Annotated in this window: 12 protein-coding genes, 2 tRNA genes and 1 pseudogene; 9 read left to right on the top strand and 6 right to left on the bottom strand. The window is 63.4% G+C overall.

What is annotated here, in order from left to right; all coding sequences use genetic code 11:
* The first annotated feature begins 129 nt into the window (after nucleotides 1–129).
* Together ACODSK_RS27160 and mgtE are read left to right on the top strand one after the other, a co-directional pair.
* A tRNA-Arg gene (locus ACODSK_RS27160) sits at nucleotides 130–206 on the top strand.
* 375 nt (nucleotides 207–581) lie between these two features.
* The gene (gene mgtE, locus ACODSK_RS27155; protein ID WP_489020420.1) at nucleotides 582–2,024 is read left to right on the top strand and encodes a magnesium transporter; all 1,443 of its coding nucleotides are present in this window, start codon (nucleotides 582–584) and stop codon (nucleotides 2,022–2,024) included.
* A gap of 124 nt (nucleotides 2,025–2,148) precedes the next feature.
* Here mgtE and ACODSK_RS27150 read toward each other — a convergent pair whose 3' ends face one another.
* Entirely contained in the window at nucleotides 2,149–2,475 is a 327-nt protein-coding gene (locus ACODSK_RS27150) for an Arc family DNA-binding protein (protein ID WP_003254499.1), read from the bottom strand.
* Nucleotides 2,476–2,815: 340 nt separating this feature from the next.
* On the opposite strand from ACODSK_RS27150, the gene phnN reads away from it, so the two are divergent.
* Nucleotides 2,816–3,418 carry a phosphonate metabolism protein/1,5-bisphosphokinase (PRPP-forming) PhnN gene (gene phnN / locus ACODSK_RS27145; RefSeq protein ID WP_489020418.1) on the top strand — a complete coding sequence of 201 codons (603 nt, stop codon included), beginning with the start codon at nucleotides 2,816–2,818 and terminating at the stop codon, nucleotides 3,416–3,418.
* On the opposite strand, the gene ACODSK_RS27140 is transcribed toward phnN, so the two are convergent.
* Nucleotides 3,406–3,603 carry a hypothetical protein gene (locus ACODSK_RS27140; protein ID WP_489020416.1) on the bottom strand — a complete coding sequence of 66 codons (198 nt, stop codon included), beginning with the start codon at nucleotides 3,601–3,603 and terminating at the stop codon, nucleotides 3,406–3,408. The two genes, phnN and ACODSK_RS27140, sit on opposite strands and share 13 nt — an antisense overlap.
* 295 nt (nucleotides 3,604–3,898) lie before the next feature.
* On the opposite strand from ACODSK_RS27140, the gene ACODSK_RS27135 reads away from it, so the two are divergent.
* A tRNA-Arg gene (locus ACODSK_RS27135) sits at nucleotides 3,899–3,975 on the top strand.
* Here the strand turns inward: ACODSK_RS27135 and ACODSK_RS27130 are convergent.
* A complete protein-coding gene (locus ACODSK_RS27130) occupies nucleotides 3,976–4,425 on the bottom strand; it encodes a MarR family winged helix-turn-helix transcriptional regulator (RefSeq protein WP_489020415.1) in 450 nt (149 codons plus the stop codon).
* Between the two features lie 81 nt (nucleotides 4,426–4,506).
* Between ACODSK_RS27130 and ACODSK_RS27125 the strand changes: the two are divergent.
* Both ACODSK_RS27125 and ACODSK_RS27120 read left to right on the top strand, forming a co-directional pair.
* A pseudogene (locus ACODSK_RS27125) lies at nucleotides 4,507–5,658 on the top strand (aminotransferase-like domain-containing protein); the annotation flags it as partial.
* 320 nt (nucleotides 5,659–5,978) lie between these two features.
* Nucleotides 5,979–6,899, top strand: a complete 921-nt coding sequence (locus tag ACODSK_RS27120) for a LysR family transcriptional regulator (RefSeq protein WP_489020413.1) — start codon at nucleotides 5,979–5,981, stop codon at nucleotides 6,897–6,899.
* Here the strand turns inward: ACODSK_RS27120 and ACODSK_RS27115 are convergent.
* The 3 genes from ACODSK_RS27115 to ACODSK_RS27105 form a co-directional block, all read right to left on the bottom strand.
* On the bottom strand, nucleotides 6,890–7,333 hold the full coding sequence (locus tag ACODSK_RS27115; protein WP_489020411.1) for a GlcG/HbpS family heme-binding protein: 444 nt from the start codon (nucleotides 7,331–7,333) through the stop codon (nucleotides 6,890–6,892). The two genes, ACODSK_RS27120 and ACODSK_RS27115, sit on opposite strands and share 10 nt — an antisense overlap.
* The gene (locus tag ACODSK_RS27110; RefSeq protein ID WP_489020409.1) at nucleotides 7,330–8,679 is read right to left on the bottom strand and encodes a metal-dependent hydrolase family protein; all 1,350 of its coding nucleotides are present in this window, start codon (nucleotides 8,677–8,679) and stop codon (nucleotides 7,330–7,332) included. Before ACODSK_RS27110 ends, ACODSK_RS27115 begins: the two co-directional genes overlap by 4 nt.
* Before the next feature lie 344 nt (nucleotides 8,680–9,023).
* Nucleotides 9,024–9,956, bottom strand: a complete 933-nt coding sequence (locus ACODSK_RS27105) for a LysR family transcriptional regulator (protein WP_489020407.1) — start codon at nucleotides 9,954–9,956, stop codon at nucleotides 9,024–9,026.
* Nucleotides 9,957–10,271: 315 nt separating this feature from the next.
* Between ACODSK_RS27105 and ACODSK_RS27100 the strand changes: the two genes are divergently transcribed.
* The 3 genes from ACODSK_RS27100 to ACODSK_RS27090 are packed head-to-tail and all read left to right on the top strand — an operon-like array spanning nucleotide 10,272 to nucleotide 14,485.
* Nucleotides 10,272–11,951 (top strand): DUF1302 domain-containing protein, encoded by a 1,680-nt coding sequence (locus tag ACODSK_RS27100; RefSeq protein ID WP_489020405.1) that lies wholly within the window; start codon nucleotides 10,272–10,274, stop codon nucleotides 11,949–11,951.
* Between the two features lie 10 nt (nucleotides 11,952–11,961).
* Nucleotides 11,962–13,326, top strand: coding sequence for a DUF1329 domain-containing protein (locus ACODSK_RS27095; RefSeq protein WP_489020403.1), 1,365 nt, complete (start codon nucleotides 11,962–11,964; stop codon nucleotides 13,324–13,326).
* 58 nt (nucleotides 13,327–13,384) lie between these two features.
* Nucleotides 13,385–14,485, top strand: a complete 1,101-nt coding sequence (locus ACODSK_RS27090) for a WD40/YVTN/BNR-like repeat-containing protein (protein ID WP_489020401.1) — start codon at nucleotides 13,385–13,387, stop codon at nucleotides 14,483–14,485.
* Nucleotides 14,486–14,489: the final 4 nt, after the last annotated feature.

Here is a 14,489-nt window from a genome sequence, read left to right as displayed (position 1 = left end):
GTACTCGGCTACGAACCGAGCGGTCACAGGTTCGAATCCTGTCGAGTGCACCATAAAGAAGAAGCAAGTTTCACTGAAAGTTGCTTCGGTTTCAACCAGCGGTAATCTGGTTCATCAAATACCAACCCTGCACTCGTAGCTCAGCTGGATAGAGTACTCGGCTACGAACCGAGCGGTCACAGGTTCGAATCCTGTCGAGTGCACCATATAAACGAAGAGCCCGCCTTAATGGCGGGCTTTTTGTTTTCCGCGATTTGTTGATCCCGATAAATAATTTGTCATTCATACGACCAGGCTGCGTGCTAATTTTTCAGTAGTGCGTGTGCTCTTTTTCGAGCGCTGGCCGTCGCATTGATGGATTCGGGAGTTTGCCTGCGTCATTTTCGCAAACGATTGTTTTCACCGATATTTTCAGCCCCAGGCAGCTCAAGCGGTGTATGATTGCGCCCGTCAGCCCCGCCGGGGCTTGTGGAATACCACCATGGACTTACCCAGTAGTTACTTAAAAGCCTGTTTTGCCAATCACGATGTGACTGATTGATCCTCCCGGCGTGCTCCGCTGCTGGGAGTGGAGTTCGCTTATGACTGAAATCGAAGCAAAAAAAACGCAAGAAAGCTTGCAGGACCGCCTTGCCCAGGTGGTCGAGCTGTTGCAGCGCCAGCGCCTGGTCGAAGACCTGACCCACCGTCAGGAAGGCGCGCACAATGATCACGTAGAGAGCTTTGTCCACCGGCAGAATCTGATCGAGCTGCAACGCAAGCTCGATGATCTGCACTCTGCGGACGTCGCTCACATTCTCGAAGCGCTGCCCCTCGACGACCGTCTGACCGTATGGCAGTTGGTCAAGGCCGAGCGCGACGGCGACATCCTTCTCGAGGTTTCCGACTCGGTCCGTGAAACCCTGATCGCCGACATGGACGATCACGAGCTGCTCGCCGCCGCCAAGGAGATGGACGCCGACGAGCTGGCCGACCTCGCGCCCGAGCTGCCCCGTGACGTCGTCCATGAGCTGATGGAAACCCTTGACGCCCAGCAACGCGAGCGTGTGCGCTCGGCGCTGAGCTATGACGAGGAGCAGGTCGGTGCGCTGATGGACTTCGAGATGGTCACCATCCGCGAAGACGTCAGCCTGGAAGTGGTGTTGCGCTACCTGCGCCGCTTGAAAGAGCTTCCGAACCACACCGACAAGCTGTTCGTCGTCGACTACGACGGCATTCTCAAGGGCGTGCTGCCGATCAAGCGTCTGCTGGTCAACGACCCGGACAAGCAGGTCGCCGAAGTGATGGCCGATGACCCGGTCAGCTTCCACCCCGAAGAAGACGCCTACGACGCCGCCCAGGCCTTCGAGCGTTACGACCTGGTATCGGCCCCGGTGGTGGACAAGAACGATCGCCTGATCGGCCGTCTGACCATCGACGAAATGGTCGACCTGATTCGTGAAGAGAGTGAAAGCGAAGTGCTGAACATGGCCGGTCTGCGCGAAGAAGAAGACATCTTCGCCTCGGTCTGGCGTTCGCTGCGTAACCGTTGGGCGTGGCTGGCGATCAACCTGATCACCGCCTTCATTGCCTCGCGGGTGATTGGCCTGTTCGAGGGCTCGATCGAGAAACTGGTAGCCCTGGCAGCGCTGATGCCGATCGTTGCCGGTATCGGTGGCAACTCCGGCAACCAGACCATCACCATGATCGTTCGGGCGATGGCTCTCGATCAGGTCAGCCCCGGCAACACCTCGCGCCTGATGCGCAAGGAACTGGGTGTGGCGCTGCTCAATGGCCTGATCTGGGGTGGGGTGATCGGCGTGGTGGCCTTCCTGCTCTACGGCAGTTGGTCGCTGGGCGTGGTAATGACGGCAGCCATGACCCTCAACCTGTTGTTGGCGGCGTTCATGGGGGTGTTCATCCCTATGACCCTGACTCGCATGGGGCGCGATCCGGCCATGGGTTCAAGCGTGATGATTACTGCGGTCACCGACAGTGGTGGCTTCTTCATCTTCCTGGGGCTGGCGACGCTGTTCCTGCTGTAATCCGTAGACCCTTACGAAAGAGCCAGCTTCGAGCTGGCTTTTTTGTTTTTAAGCGTCCTGAAAAGCAAAACGCCCGATGCTGTGCACCGGGCGTTTTTGTTCTGAAACGAGTTCAGTGAATAAGTCAGGAAGCGTCCGCAGCCATTTCGACGTCATGGGCGATCAGGGCAACCAGGGCGTTTTGCTGGCGATGGGACAGTTGGCGGAAGCGTTGCAGCAGCTCGCGTTCATGCAGGGACAGTTCCGGGCTGTCCAGGCGCATGCTCAGCTCGTCGCCCAGTGCGCCTTCCTGGATCAGGCTCTGTTCCAGGCGTGCAATGATCTCGGAGTTCATGCTGCGGTGGTGGTTACGCGCAACCTCGGCAATGCGCTCACGCATTCCGTCTGGCAGGCGGACGACGAATTTGTCTGCGGTGCGGCTTGAGTAGATAGCCTGTTTCATTGGGCGCATATAATTGACCGGTTTAGTTCAGGGGAAGCGGTTCTTGAAGTTGGCCGCGCGATGAGACTAGGACCATCGATGCGGTCAAATGTTCAACCTGAATTGTGAATGAGGTCGCAATGATGCCTCATTGTCGCCGGTTCCTTGGCGTCAATTCTGTGACAAATATTGAACCGGGTGGAGGCTTTTTGCCAGTACCAATTATCAGAAATGAGTACTGGTTTGAAAAGTTAAGATTCGTCACCTCTACCGATTCAGCCACCTTTTTGACTGTCGATAACGACCAGCGAAAAGGCAACGGAAAGCGCCTAAAATACCTGCGCTTTTCCTATCTATGAGCATAGTGGCTATGCAGCATGACGCAAGGGGCGAGACCTCGTCGCCCGTCCCGGGACGACTGATTTACCTGATGGGCCCCTCCGGCTCCGGCAAGGACAGTGTCATTGACCAGGCAAAACCAGCACTGCAGGAGCTGGGGGTAGCGGTGGCACGGCGGGTGATTACGCGTTCTGCCGAGGCCGTGGGTGAGGAGGCGCACAGTGTATCGTTTCAGCAGTTTGTTGCGCTACGTGAGCAGGGCGCTTTCGCTTTGGACTGGCGGGCCAACGGGCTGCGTTATGGCATTCCGGCGCAGATCGATTCCTGGCTGGCTGCGGGGCGTTGGGTGCTGATCAATGGTTCACGCGAACATCTGCAAGCTGCCCGTGAGAAATATCCGGACCTGGTGCCGATCCTGCTGACCGTCACCGCGGATGTCCTACGCCAGCGCCTGCAGGGGCGCGGTCGGGAATCCGCAGAAGAAATCGAACAACGCCTGTTGCGCAACAGACTGGTCCCGGGAGAACTGGGCGTCGATGTGCATTACCTGGACAACTCCACCACGCTCGCCGAAGCGGCCCAGCGGTTGCTGGCCGTATTGCGCCTGGAGGGTCTGCCGGATCAAAACGAATAGCGCTCCTGCTCATGCACGTTCACCGGTTGCGCACGTACTTCAGTCGCCTGGCCCATGACCGCCGGGCGGGCTTGCATTGAGGTGCGATAGTCCACGGAATGAGTGGGCGTCCTGGCGGGCATCAGGCCCATGGCAATCACGGCGGTCAGGGCCAGAGCGTTGAGAGCGAGCAGTGCATGGGTCATGGCAAGTTTCCAGGGCTGTGGGGTCGTCTGCATTCCGTTGGTGTTGTTGCAGCACGTGCCATGCCACTCGCCTTGATAAAAAATATTGTTATAAATCAATCTGTTACATTGTTTTTCAGCGAAGCGCTTCGTGCATCATGCAATGATGGCCTTATGCTGCATTGCAAAATGCACGGCCCGTCATGATGCCCTGGTATTTCTGGCAGGCAAAAAGCCCGAACCACGGAATGACAAATACCTCCCCGCTGGTTAACATGCACGCCTTCCGCCGCGCGACGCCCGTTGCCGGCTCAGGGTCTCAGTAGCTCAATTGGATAGAGCATCCCCCTCCTAAGGGGAAGGTTGGCAGTTCGAACCTGCCCTGGGACACCATCAAACCCCATCCCCCAGCACCCCCCCACCTAACGCCTGATTCACCGCCAACCATCCTTGCACCGCCGCTTCCCCGGCTTCATCAAACGCCCGTTCCAGCAGTTTCACCTGCTCCTTGCGCAGTGCCTGTTCCAGTCGCGCGCCATCTGCAGTGAGCTCCAGCAGCCGTTTACGCTTGTCCGCCTGCGACGCGACGCTGTCCACCAGATGCATCTCCATCAACTGTCGCAACGGCGTATTCAGCGCTTGCTTGCTCACCCCCAGCACCGCCAGCAATTCCTTCACGCTCAGGTTCGGATAGCGGGCGATGAAGAACAGGATGCGCTGATGCACGCGGCTCAGCCCTTTGCGTTCGAGCATTTCGTCGGCCTTGCTGGTGAAAGCCTGATAGCCGAAGAAAAAGGCTTCCATCGCCAATTGCTGCGAGGCAGTGTTTTTTAGGTCAATCATGTTGACACTTCCTGAGAGGTCGGCGTAATTTCGGTCAACAAGTTTGACTCATTTCCCACTGCCTCGCTATCGGTGCTGCCCATGCCTTTCTCCGAACGTGCTACTCGCCTTAAAGGTTCCCTGATCCGTGAAATCCTGGCTGCGGCGCAGCGTCCGGAGGTCATGTCGTTTGCCGGAGGATTGCCGGCGCAAAACATGCTGCCTGCCCTGGACTGGACGGGCATGCCGGTGTCCATGGGCCAATACGGCATGAGCGAAGGCGAGCCTGCGTTGCGCGAGCTCCTGGCCGCCGAAGCCCGGGCCCTGGGCATTCCCTGCGAGGCGAGCCAGGTGCTGGTGGTCAGCGGTTCGCAGCAGGCCCTGGACCTGGCCGCCAAGCTGTATATCGACAATGGCACCGAAGTCTTGCTGGAAGCTCCGACCTACCTGGCCGCGCTGCAAAGTTTCCAGTTCTTCGGCGCCGACTGCATCGGCGTGCCGCAGGAGGCCGATGGTCCGGATCTGCAGGCATTGCGCAGCCGCCTGCAGGTGCATCGTCCGGCCTTCGTCTACCTGATCCCGACCTTCCAGAATCCGTCCGGCGCTTGCTACAGCGAGCACAAGCGTGACGCCGTCGCGGCCTTGCTCGACGAGTTCGGCGTCACCCTGATCGAAGACGAACCCTACCGCGAACTGAGCTACGACGGCGTCAACGCCCGGCCCATCGTCAGCCGTCTGAAGCGTGCCAGCTGGATCTACACCGGCACCGTGTCCAAGACCCTGCTACCCGGCCTGCGGGTCGGCTACCTGATCGCCAGCCCGGACCTGTTCCCGCACCTGCTGTGTCTCAAGCAGGCGGCCGACCTGCACACCAACCGCATGGGCCAATGGCAGGCCTTGCAGTGGTTGGGCAGCGAGCGCTTCAAGCAGCATCTGGAAGAACTGAGAGGCTACTACCGGGTCCGCCGTGATGCCTTCCAGGCGGCGCTGCATCGACACTTCGCCGACCTGGCCGACTGGAACCTGCCCAACGGCGGCCTGTTCTTCTGGCTGACCCTGAAGCAGCCGCTGGACACCCGTACCTTGCTCGATGCCGCGTTGCAGGCCGATGTCGCATTCATGCCGGGCGAACCCTTCTTCCCCGACCCGGAGACGAACCACGGCCACCTGCGACTGAACTTCAGCCATGTCGATCCTGGCTTGCTGGACGAAGGCTTGCGGCGGCTGGCGGCGGTAGTCCGCGAGGCAATGTCCCGGCACCGAACGGATGACGTACTGGCTGCAACCCCGGTCCGGGACGCAGCGCTTGCCAATGCCGGGCCAGCGTAATTGTGGGGCGTCCACGGGCTGGGGGTGGGATACATGCGCCAGTTCGGCGACAGTGCATTTCCCTACATCGCCGGGGAGAGCCGTCGGTGCTCAGCGACGGGACGATGAGCGCGGACTTCGTCAATCCTGGCGAGCGCACCTGGGCCGTGCGCTATGACCATGACTTTGCCGGTATCGTCCCGGGCGATACCTGGTAGCGGGAAATGCGTCGGGTCAAGCCAGGCCGTGCACGGTATAACCGCTGCATGCGCTATCGCCGCCTCGACCTCAACCTCCTCGTCGCCCTGAACGCCTTGCTCGAAGAAAGCAGCGTAAGCAGGGCGGCCGAGCGCCTGAATCTGGGCCAGTCGGCGACCAGTGCTGCCCTCGGCCGCCTGCGCGAGCACTTCCAGGACCCGCTGCTGGTCCCCGTCGGCCGCGGCCTGCAACCCAGTCCTCTGGCCCGCCAGTTGGCGCCCCGGGTCCGCGAGCTGCTGGTCATGGCCGACGAGTTGGTGGAAACCACCGCCGACTTCGACCCGGCCTGCTGCGAGCGCTGTTTCACCCTGGTGGCCTCGGACTATGTGGCGGCCACCCTGATCCCGGCGGTGAGCCGTGCCTTGAGCCGCCTTGCCCCCCATGCATCACTGACGGTGCGCGACCTGTCCCTGGCCCGCGATGGCGACCAGGTAGCGCAAGCCCTGGAGTACCGGCGCAGCGATCTGGCGATCGTCCCGCAACGGCGAATCAATAGCGCTTATCCCCACGCCGCGCTGCTCGACGACGAGCTGTGCTGCATCGTCTGCGCCGAGCACTGGCCGGAAGGCAAGGCGCTGGATCTGCTGCGCTTCGGCGAAGGGCAGCACGTCCTGCGCGAATTCGCCGACGGACAGACCCTGTCCCTGGACACCCAGCACCTGAAGGACATCGGTGTCGAGCGGCGTGTGGTCGCGACGGTCCAGAGCTTCTCCCTGATGGCCGAGTTCGTGATCGGCACCCCGCGCATCGCCACGCTGTTCCGTCGCCAGGCTATGGCGCTGGCGCAGCGTTATCCGTTGCGGGTGCTGCCGGCACCCATCGACTTTCCGCCTGCCGCCCAGGCCCTGCAATGGCATCCACAGCAGGCCGGCGACCCCATGCTGGCGTGGTTCCGCCAGCTGTTGCTGGAGCAAGCGGCTCAGCTCTGAGGGTCGCCGGTATCGCCCAGCAGCCCGACTTCGGCAATCGCCAGCAGGGCGCAGCGCTCGTCATTGTCCGAGGTATCGCCGCTGACACCGATGGCACCGAGCAGACGCCCTTCGGCATCGCGCAACAGGATCCCGCCGGCCACTGGAATCGCTTCCCCATCGGTCAGGCTGTTGATCGCATCGAAGAACGCCGGCATCGCCTGCGCCCGTCGCGCCAGTTCCCGGCCGCCGATACCCATGCCGAGGCAGCCACGGGCCTTGCCGCTGGCGATGCGCGGGCGCAGGAAGCTGGCCTGCTCGTCGCGCAGGACGGCCAGCGGATGGCCGGCGGCATCCAGCACTGCGGCTGCCAGCGGCCGGACACCGAGCTGACGGGCCTGGCGCAGGGTGGCGGCAGCCAGGTGCGCGGCCAGTTCGAAATCGAGGACGGTCATGCTGGCAGGCTCCATTTGCCCAGTTCCGTCACGCGGTCGCGGGTGTAGAGATCGGTCCATTTCAGGCTGTTGAAATCCGAGACCTGCTTGGGGTTGTAGGCGGTGCGTTGCAGTTTCACCGGCTCGCCGGCCTTGTACACCGCCTGCAGGCGATTGCGATCCTGGAGCATACGGATGTCCTCCAGCGGCGAGCCGTCGAGAATCAGCAGGTCGGCCTGCTTGCCCGGCTCCAGCGTGCCGAGGGTTTCGCCGCGGGGCATCAGGCGCGCACCGACATTGGTTGCGGCGAACAGGGCTTCGGCCGGGGTGAAGTCCAGGCGTCGTACCAGCAGTTCCAGCTCCCGGGCGTGCCACTCGCCGTAGGGCGTCACGGCAAAGCCGCTGTCGCTGCCACAGGCGAAGGGGATGCCGGCAGCCTTGGCCCGTTTCAGCACCGGGGTGCCCAGCTCCAGGGTGCGGGCACAGTAGCCGGCATAGCCGGTGGCGATGGCCGGGTCGTGGGGTTGGCAGAAGTCCACGGTGTTCTGCGGGAAGGTCATGGTCGGGGCCAGGACGGTGCCGGCTTCGAGCAGCGCCTCGATGCAGGCGTCGTCCATGTAGAAGGCGTGGAAAACCAGGTCGACGCCTGCCTTTGCCGCATACATCACCGCCTCGCGACCGTAGGCATGGGTGGCCACGCGGCAGCCGAGGCGATGGGCCTCCTCGACCATCTCGCGGGTTTCGTCGGCGGTGAAGGCGGCGATGATCTCGCCGTTGGCGCGGCGCTGGGTACCGTCCATGGCGATCTTGATCAGATCGACGCCGTCCTTGGCCTGCTTGCGGATTTCCGCAATGGCTTCGGTGCGGCTGGTGACCAGGGCGGCAGTAAAGTATTCCGGCGCGCCGACGCGGCTGGGGAACCAATCGTTGAGGCTCTGGCGGTTGGTGATCACGCGGCTGCTGGCAGCGATGCGCGGGCCGTCGAAGAGTCCTGCATCGACCGTATTGCGCACGGCGATGCTGAGCTGGCCGCTGTCGCCGGGACAGACCATGGAGGTGACGCCGGCGGCCAACACATGCTGGGCGAAGAAAAGACCTCGCAGGGCGCGGAATTCGTCACTGGTCCAGATATCGATGTCTTCCTCGCTCTGGGCGTTGCCGAAGGCCAGGTGGGTATGCACGTCGATCAGGCCGGGCATGACGAAATGGCCGTGCACTTCGCGGTCGCCGGGTTGCGGGCGGGGGGATCGGGCGGTGGGGCCGGCGTGGCGGATGAGACCGTTTTCGATGATCAGGGTCTGCTGGTGCAGCGCAGCCAGGCCGGTACCGTCGAAGAGGGTGGCGCAGTGGAGGTGCAGGGCGGTCATGGGGTAGTGCCTCGTCTTGTCGTTTGTGACGCAGGCTAGGGTGCTGTGCCTGGCGGGACTATCAGATGCTGTCGATGGCTGGGCATCGATGCCTTGGATAGGTCCCGCGAAGGGATGGGTATCTACACATCTTCCGGTTTAGTCAACCTACCCGTGCGGCGCGGTCCAGGTAGGAGCTGCTTTAGCTGCGATGGACCGCGTAGCGGTCCCAAAACCTGTCAGCTCGGTGAGCCTGGAGAAACGCACCAAAGCAGCCACTGTGAATCCGCAATAGGGCTTGGCCAGGGACTCGTGCGGGATGGTTTCGGGACCGCTAGCGCGGTCCATCGCAGCTAAAGCAGCTCCTACACGGCCGCGTGCCAATCCGGACCATCGATATCCTGGATGCAATCCCGAATCCGCTCGCGCAGCCACCTCAACATCGGATCCCCCTCCATGCTCCGATGCCAGAGCATGTATTCGCCCATCAGCGGAATCGCCATCGGCGTCGGCAATATCCGCAGCGGCAGATACCGGGCATACAGCTGCGCCAGCCGCCGATGCATGGTCGCCAGGCGCGGCGTGCCTACCAGTAGTTGCGCGAGGGTATTGAAGTCGTTGGTGATCACCTCCAACCGTCGCTTCACACCGTACTGGTTCATGATCCAGTCCTCGATGCTCAGGTGCCGGTTGCGCCCGAAACCCACCGAGATATGCCCCATCGCCAGGTACTGCTCCAGGCTCAGGCTGTCGCCAACCTCCGGGTTGTCCCGCCAGACGACGCAGACGTGGTCCTCCTCGAACAGCAACTGCGATGGATGGTCCTCGATCCGGTAGCGCTCGGGCACGATCATCAGGTCCACCTCGCCGCGGATCAGCAATTCGGCGCTGTTATCACCCGGGCTGAGCATCTCGAAAGTGATTCCCGGTGCCTCCTGATGGATGCGCTGGATCACCTGGGCGAACAGCACGCTGATCAGGTAATCGGAGGTCACCAGGCGAAAATGCCGCTTGCTGGCCGCCGGGTCGAACACCGGCCGGGCGGTGATGGACGAGCGAATGGTCAGCAGCACTTCCCGTACCGGCCCGGCCAGCTCCAGGGCATAGGGCGTGGGCTGCATGCGCCGCCCGACCTGTACCAGCAGCTCGTCTTCGAAGAAGGTCCGCAAACGCCCCAGGACCCCGCTGGTGGCGGACTGGGTCATATGCAGGCGTTCGGCAGTGCGGGTGATGTTCTGCTCCTCCAGCAGCACATCCAGGGCAACCAGCAGGTTGAGGTCCAGATGGTGGAAACGCATGGCTCAGGCTTCTTGTAGTTGTTTTGCCGATACCTTCCCGTCGGATTCGTACCCCGTCAATCCATACGGGTATCACATTTGTCGATGCCTGATATCCCGCCTCGCGATGCCTTCGAGGTATCGCGCCGCTCGATAGGTCGCATCCCGACAAGCGATTAGTCAGAGACAGCCCCGCAGGTCAACCTGTGCCCGTCGTCCGGTCTATCCCGCCGGGTGGCGCCACCTCGGCAACAAGACCGAACCGGTCCGGCTGCCTTACCGGCCGGTGGTGGCCAGAAAAGATGCCAACAAAAACAATAAAAGAGGGTTCGTTCGATGGCTAATCGCTCCATCGCCGCATCGCGGCGTGCGCCTTCCACCCTGACGCTCGCTGCGGCGCTGGTCATGGGCATTCCTGGCGCCCAGGCATTCGAGATCCAGACCGGCAACCCGGACCTGAGCCTGCGCTGGGACAACACACTCAAGTACAGCGCCGCCTGGCGCACCCAGGACCCGAGCAGCAAGCTCATCCAGGGTCAGGTCGCGCGTAACCAGGACGATGGCGACCGCGCCTTCGCCAAGGGCCTGATCTCCAACCGCCTGGACATCCTCTCCGAGCTGGATATCGGCTACCGCGACTTCGGTGCCCGGGTCAGCGGCGCGGCCTGGTACGACACCGAGTACCAGAAGGACAACGACAACAACGACCCGTCCCGGGCCAACGTGCGCTCGGTGGCCTATGACCAGTTCAGCGATGACACCCGTCACCTGCACGGCGGCGACGGCGAGCTGCTGGATGCCTTCGTCTACTGGAACGGCGAGGTTGCCGACCGCGCCGCTTCGGTGCGCCTCGGCCGCCACGGCCTGATCTGGGGCGAAAGCCTGTTCTTCGGCGCCAACGGCATTGCCGGTGGCATGGCCCCGGTGGACGTGGTCAAGGCCGTGTCGGTGCCCAATACCCAGTTCAAGGAGATCACCCGCCCGGTCAGCCAGCTGTCTGGCACTTACCAGCTCACCGATGCGCTCTCGGTCGGTGCCTACTACCAGTTCGAATGGGAAGAAACCCGTCTGCCCGGCGCCGGCAGCTACTTCTCGGTCAGCGACACCATCGGCACCGGCAACGAGCGTCTGATCGTCGGCGAACCCTTCCCGACCTTCCTCGGCGGCAACCCGGACAGCCCGGCGGCGTTCTTCCACGGCAAGGACAAGGACGCGAAAAGCTCGGGGCAGGGCGGCCTGCAGTTGCGCTACAACGCCGACACCGTCGAGTACGGCCTGTACGCCATTCAGTACCACGACAAGTCGCCCAAGCTGTACCTGAAACCCAGCGCCACAGGGCCGGACTTCGCCAGCGGGAAGATCGGCGAGTACTACTGGGTCTACCCGGAAAACATCCGTGCCCTGGGCGCCAGCTTCGCCACCAGCCTCGACGCCTTCAGCTTCGCCGGCGAGGCCTCGATGCGCTGGAACATGCCACTGGTGTCCAACGGCCAGACCGTCACCGCAGGCGTCGCTGCCGACAACGACGACCACCCGCTCTACGCCGTCGGCCGCACCGCACATCTCAATCTCAACATGATCGCCTCCCTCGGCCCGTCCTTCGTCGCCAACGAAGCCAGCCTGGTCGGCGAGGTGGCCTGGAACCGCTTGCTCAGCGTGACGAAAAACCGCGCCGCCCTCGACCCCGGCGCCACGGATGATGGCGTCGGCGTCAAGCTGGTCTACACCCCGACCTACCGCCAGGTGTTTCCCGGCATCGACCTCAGCGTGCCGCTGGGCATCAGCTACTTCCCCATGGGCAAGTCGGCGGTGGTCAGCAGTTTCGGTCCGGACCGCGGCGGCGACTTCAACGTTGGCGTGACCGCCACCTACCTGGACCGGGTCACCTTCGGCCTGACCTACACCCACTACTACGGCCCCGAGGACACCAACCTCGATGCCGCCTCCCGATTCACCTTCAAACAAGCACTGAAAGACCGGGACTACCTGGCCTTCTCGGTTAAAACAACATTCTGAGGGGATCCCCGTGAACATTCCTTTCGCGCTCAAGAGCTTCTGTGCCGCCGTGCTCTCCACCGCAGTCCTGAGCCTGCAGCCGGTACTGGCTGCCGGCGCCGACGACCTCGGCAAGCAACTCACCCCGCTGGGCGCCGAGCGCGCCGGCAATGCCGACGGCAGCATCCCGGCCTGGGGCGGCGGCTACACCAAGGTCGATCCGGCGTTCAAGCCGGGCGGCAAGCGCAACGACCCGTTCGCCGCCGACAAGCCACTGTTCAGCATCACCGCTAAGAACCTCGATCAATACGCGAGCAAGCTGAGCGACGGCACCAAGGCGATGTTCAAGCGCTACCCGGAGACCTACCGCATCGATGTCTATCCGACCCGGCGCACAGCTGCCGCGCCGCAATGGGTCTACGACAACACCCTGAAGAATGCGCGGGAGGCGAAGCTGGTCGACAGCAGCGCCGGCCCGGTGCCCCAAGGTGCCTACGGCGGTATCCCGTTCCCGCTGCCGAAGAACGGCGCCGAGGCCATGTGGAACCACCTGCTGAACTGGCGCGGCGTGTCCCTGGCCATGGACTTCCGCCACTACCTGATGACCGCCGACGGCGCCCAGGTGATGACCACCGACGGCAAGGCCGTACAGGAGATGCCTTACTACTACCAGGACGGCAATGCGGCGAGTTTCGACGGTGACTACTGGCTGTTCCGCCTGCTCAATGTCGGCCCGGCGCTGCGCGCCGGTGAACAGATCATGGGGCGCACCAACCTCAACGGCGACAAGTCCCAGGCCCATGTCTACCTGACCGGTCAACGCCGCGTGCGCAAGCTGCCCAATGCCTGCTGCGACACACCGACGCCGGCCACCGCCGGAGTCATGTCCTTCGACGAACTGAGCGTTTTCCAGGGTCGCATGGACCGCTTCGACTGGAAGCTGGTGGGCAAGCAGGAGATGTACATCCCCTACAACACCAACAAGGTGCAGGCCGCCGCCCGGCCTGAAGACCTGTTCGCCAAGCACCACCTCAACCCCGACTACGTGCGCTGGGAACTGCACCGGGTCTGGGTGGTGGAGGCGGACCTGGCACCGGGCAAGCGCCACCAGTTGCCCAAGGGCCGCTATTACCTCGACGAGGACACCTGGCAAGCCATGCTCGGCGATCGCTGGGACGCCAACGGCCAGTTGGCCAAGACCCTCTGGTCGCTGCCGTCAGTGATGCCCGACCTGCCTGCCGTGGCCCAGCTGTCCTCGGGCTTCTACGACCTGGTCTCCGGTGCCTGGTTCATCCAGAACCTCTATGCCGGCAAGGAGCAGCAATACGCCGTGGTCGACCGCTACAAGGCCGCCGAATTCTCTCCGGCGGCCATGGCGGGTCGTGGCGTGCGCTGAGCTTGAGCGAGGAGGGCAGGCGCTGCCCTCCCGATCGGTACTGGATTTCGAGGTAGACATGAACAGATTGCTTCAGTCGGGCGGCCTGCTGCTGGCCCTCGCCTTGCCGCTGGCTTCCACCTGCCAGGCTCAGGCCATGCTGCAGCACCGCGCCGTCGGTGATGTCCTGCAAAGCCCGGCGATGCAGATCGTCAATCCGCAGCGCGCGGTGTACACCGCCCTGGCCCGGGCCGGCGAGCGTTTGGTGGCGGTGGGCGAGCGCGGGTTGATCCTGCTGTCCGACGACAACGGCCAGCACTGGCGCCAGGTGGCGGTGCCGGTCTCGGTGGGCCTGACCGCCGTGGCCTTTGCCGACGGCCAGAGCGGCTGGGTAACCGGGCATTCCGGGGTGGTCCTGGCGACCCGTGATGGCGGCGAAAGCTGGAGCCTGCAACTGGATGGCGAACGCGCCGCCCAGGTAGAGCTGGAGGATGCCCGCAGCGCTGCGCAGCGAACACCGGACGACGACATCGCGGCCGCTCGCCTGGAAACCGCCGAACGGATTGCCGGCGAAGCGGCCGACAAACCCTTCCTCGCGGTCGCTGCCAGAGATGCGCGCAATGTGCTGGTGGTGGGCGCCTACGGTCTGGCCCTGCATAGCGACGATGGCGGTGCCAGCTGGCATTCCCTGATGGGCCGCATCGACAACCCCGACGGCCTGCATCTGTATGCCGTGGCCCGTCAGGGCGCGTCCTGGGTACTTGCCGGCGAGCAGGGCTACCTGGCTCGTTCAGCCAACGGCGAGGACTTCCAGCAACTGCCCAGCCCCTACCACGGCAGCCTGTTCACCTTGGCAACCCGTGTCGACGGCGCGCTGCTGATCGGCGGACTCAAGGGCAATGCCTTGGTCCTGCCCGAGGGGGCGCCGGAAGCGCAAGCCCTGCCGACCCTGGCTCCGGTGTCCTTCAGTGATGCCATCACCCTCGGCGATGGCCGGGTGCTGCTGAGCAACCAGTCCGGCGGCCTGTTCACCAGTACGCCCGACGGTCTCGCCCCGGCTTTCACGGCGCAGCGCAAGCAGGTCGCCGCCGTGGTCCAGGCCGCCGACGGCAGCCTGGTCTTCGCCGGCTTCAGTGGGCTGTCCCGCCTCGCCCGACCCACCGTTTCCGCTTCGGAGTGACCAC

This window comes from Pseudomonas sp. FG98 (genome assembly GCF_057808595.1).
The sequence above is the reverse complement of the archived record's forward strand: the minus strand, read 5'-3'. Positions and strand labels throughout refer to the sequence as shown.

Excerpts from the sequence above, each read along its gene's own strand:
- ACODSK_RS27105 (WP_489020407.1), bottom strand. The coding sequence starts at position 9,956 with ATGCGTTTCCACCATCTGGACCTCAACCTGCTGGTTGCCCTGGATGTG.
- phnN (WP_489020418.1), top strand. The coding sequence starts at position 2,816 with ATGCAGCATGACGCAAGGGGCGAGACCTCGTCGCCCGTCCCGGGACGA.
- ACODSK_RS27120 (WP_489020413.1), top strand. The coding sequence starts at position 5,979 with ATGCGCTATCGCCGCCTCGACCTCAACCTCCTCGTCGCCCTGAACGCC.
- ACODSK_RS27130 (WP_489020415.1), bottom strand. The coding sequence starts at position 4,425 with ATGATTGACCTAAAAAACACTGCCTCGCAGCAATTGGCGATGGAAGCC.
- mgtE (WP_489020420.1), top strand. The coding sequence starts at position 582 with ATGACTGAAATCGAAGCAAAAAAAACGCAAGAAAGCTTGCAGGACCGC.
- ACODSK_RS27150 (WP_003254499.1), bottom strand. The coding sequence starts at position 2,475 with ATGCGCCCAATGAAACAGGCTATCTACTCAAGCCGCACCGCAGACAAA.
- ACODSK_RS27115 (WP_489020411.1), bottom strand. The coding sequence starts at position 7,333 with ATGACCGTCCTCGATTTCGAACTGGCCGCGCACCTGGCTGCCGCCACC.
- ACODSK_RS27090 (WP_489020401.1), top strand. The coding sequence starts at position 13,385 with ATGAACAGATTGCTTCAGTCGGGCGGCCTGCTGCTGGCCCTCGCCTTG.
- ACODSK_RS27100 (WP_489020405.1), top strand. The coding sequence starts at position 10,272 with ATGGCTAATCGCTCCATCGCCGCATCGCGGCGTGCGCCTTCCACCCTG.
- ACODSK_RS27110 (WP_489020409.1), bottom strand. The coding sequence starts at position 8,679 with ATGACCGCCCTGCACCTCCACTGCGCCACCCTCTTCGACGGTACCGGC.
- ACODSK_RS27140 (WP_489020416.1), bottom strand. The coding sequence starts at position 3,603 with ATGACCCATGCACTGCTCGCTCTCAACGCTCTGGCCCTGACCGCCGTG.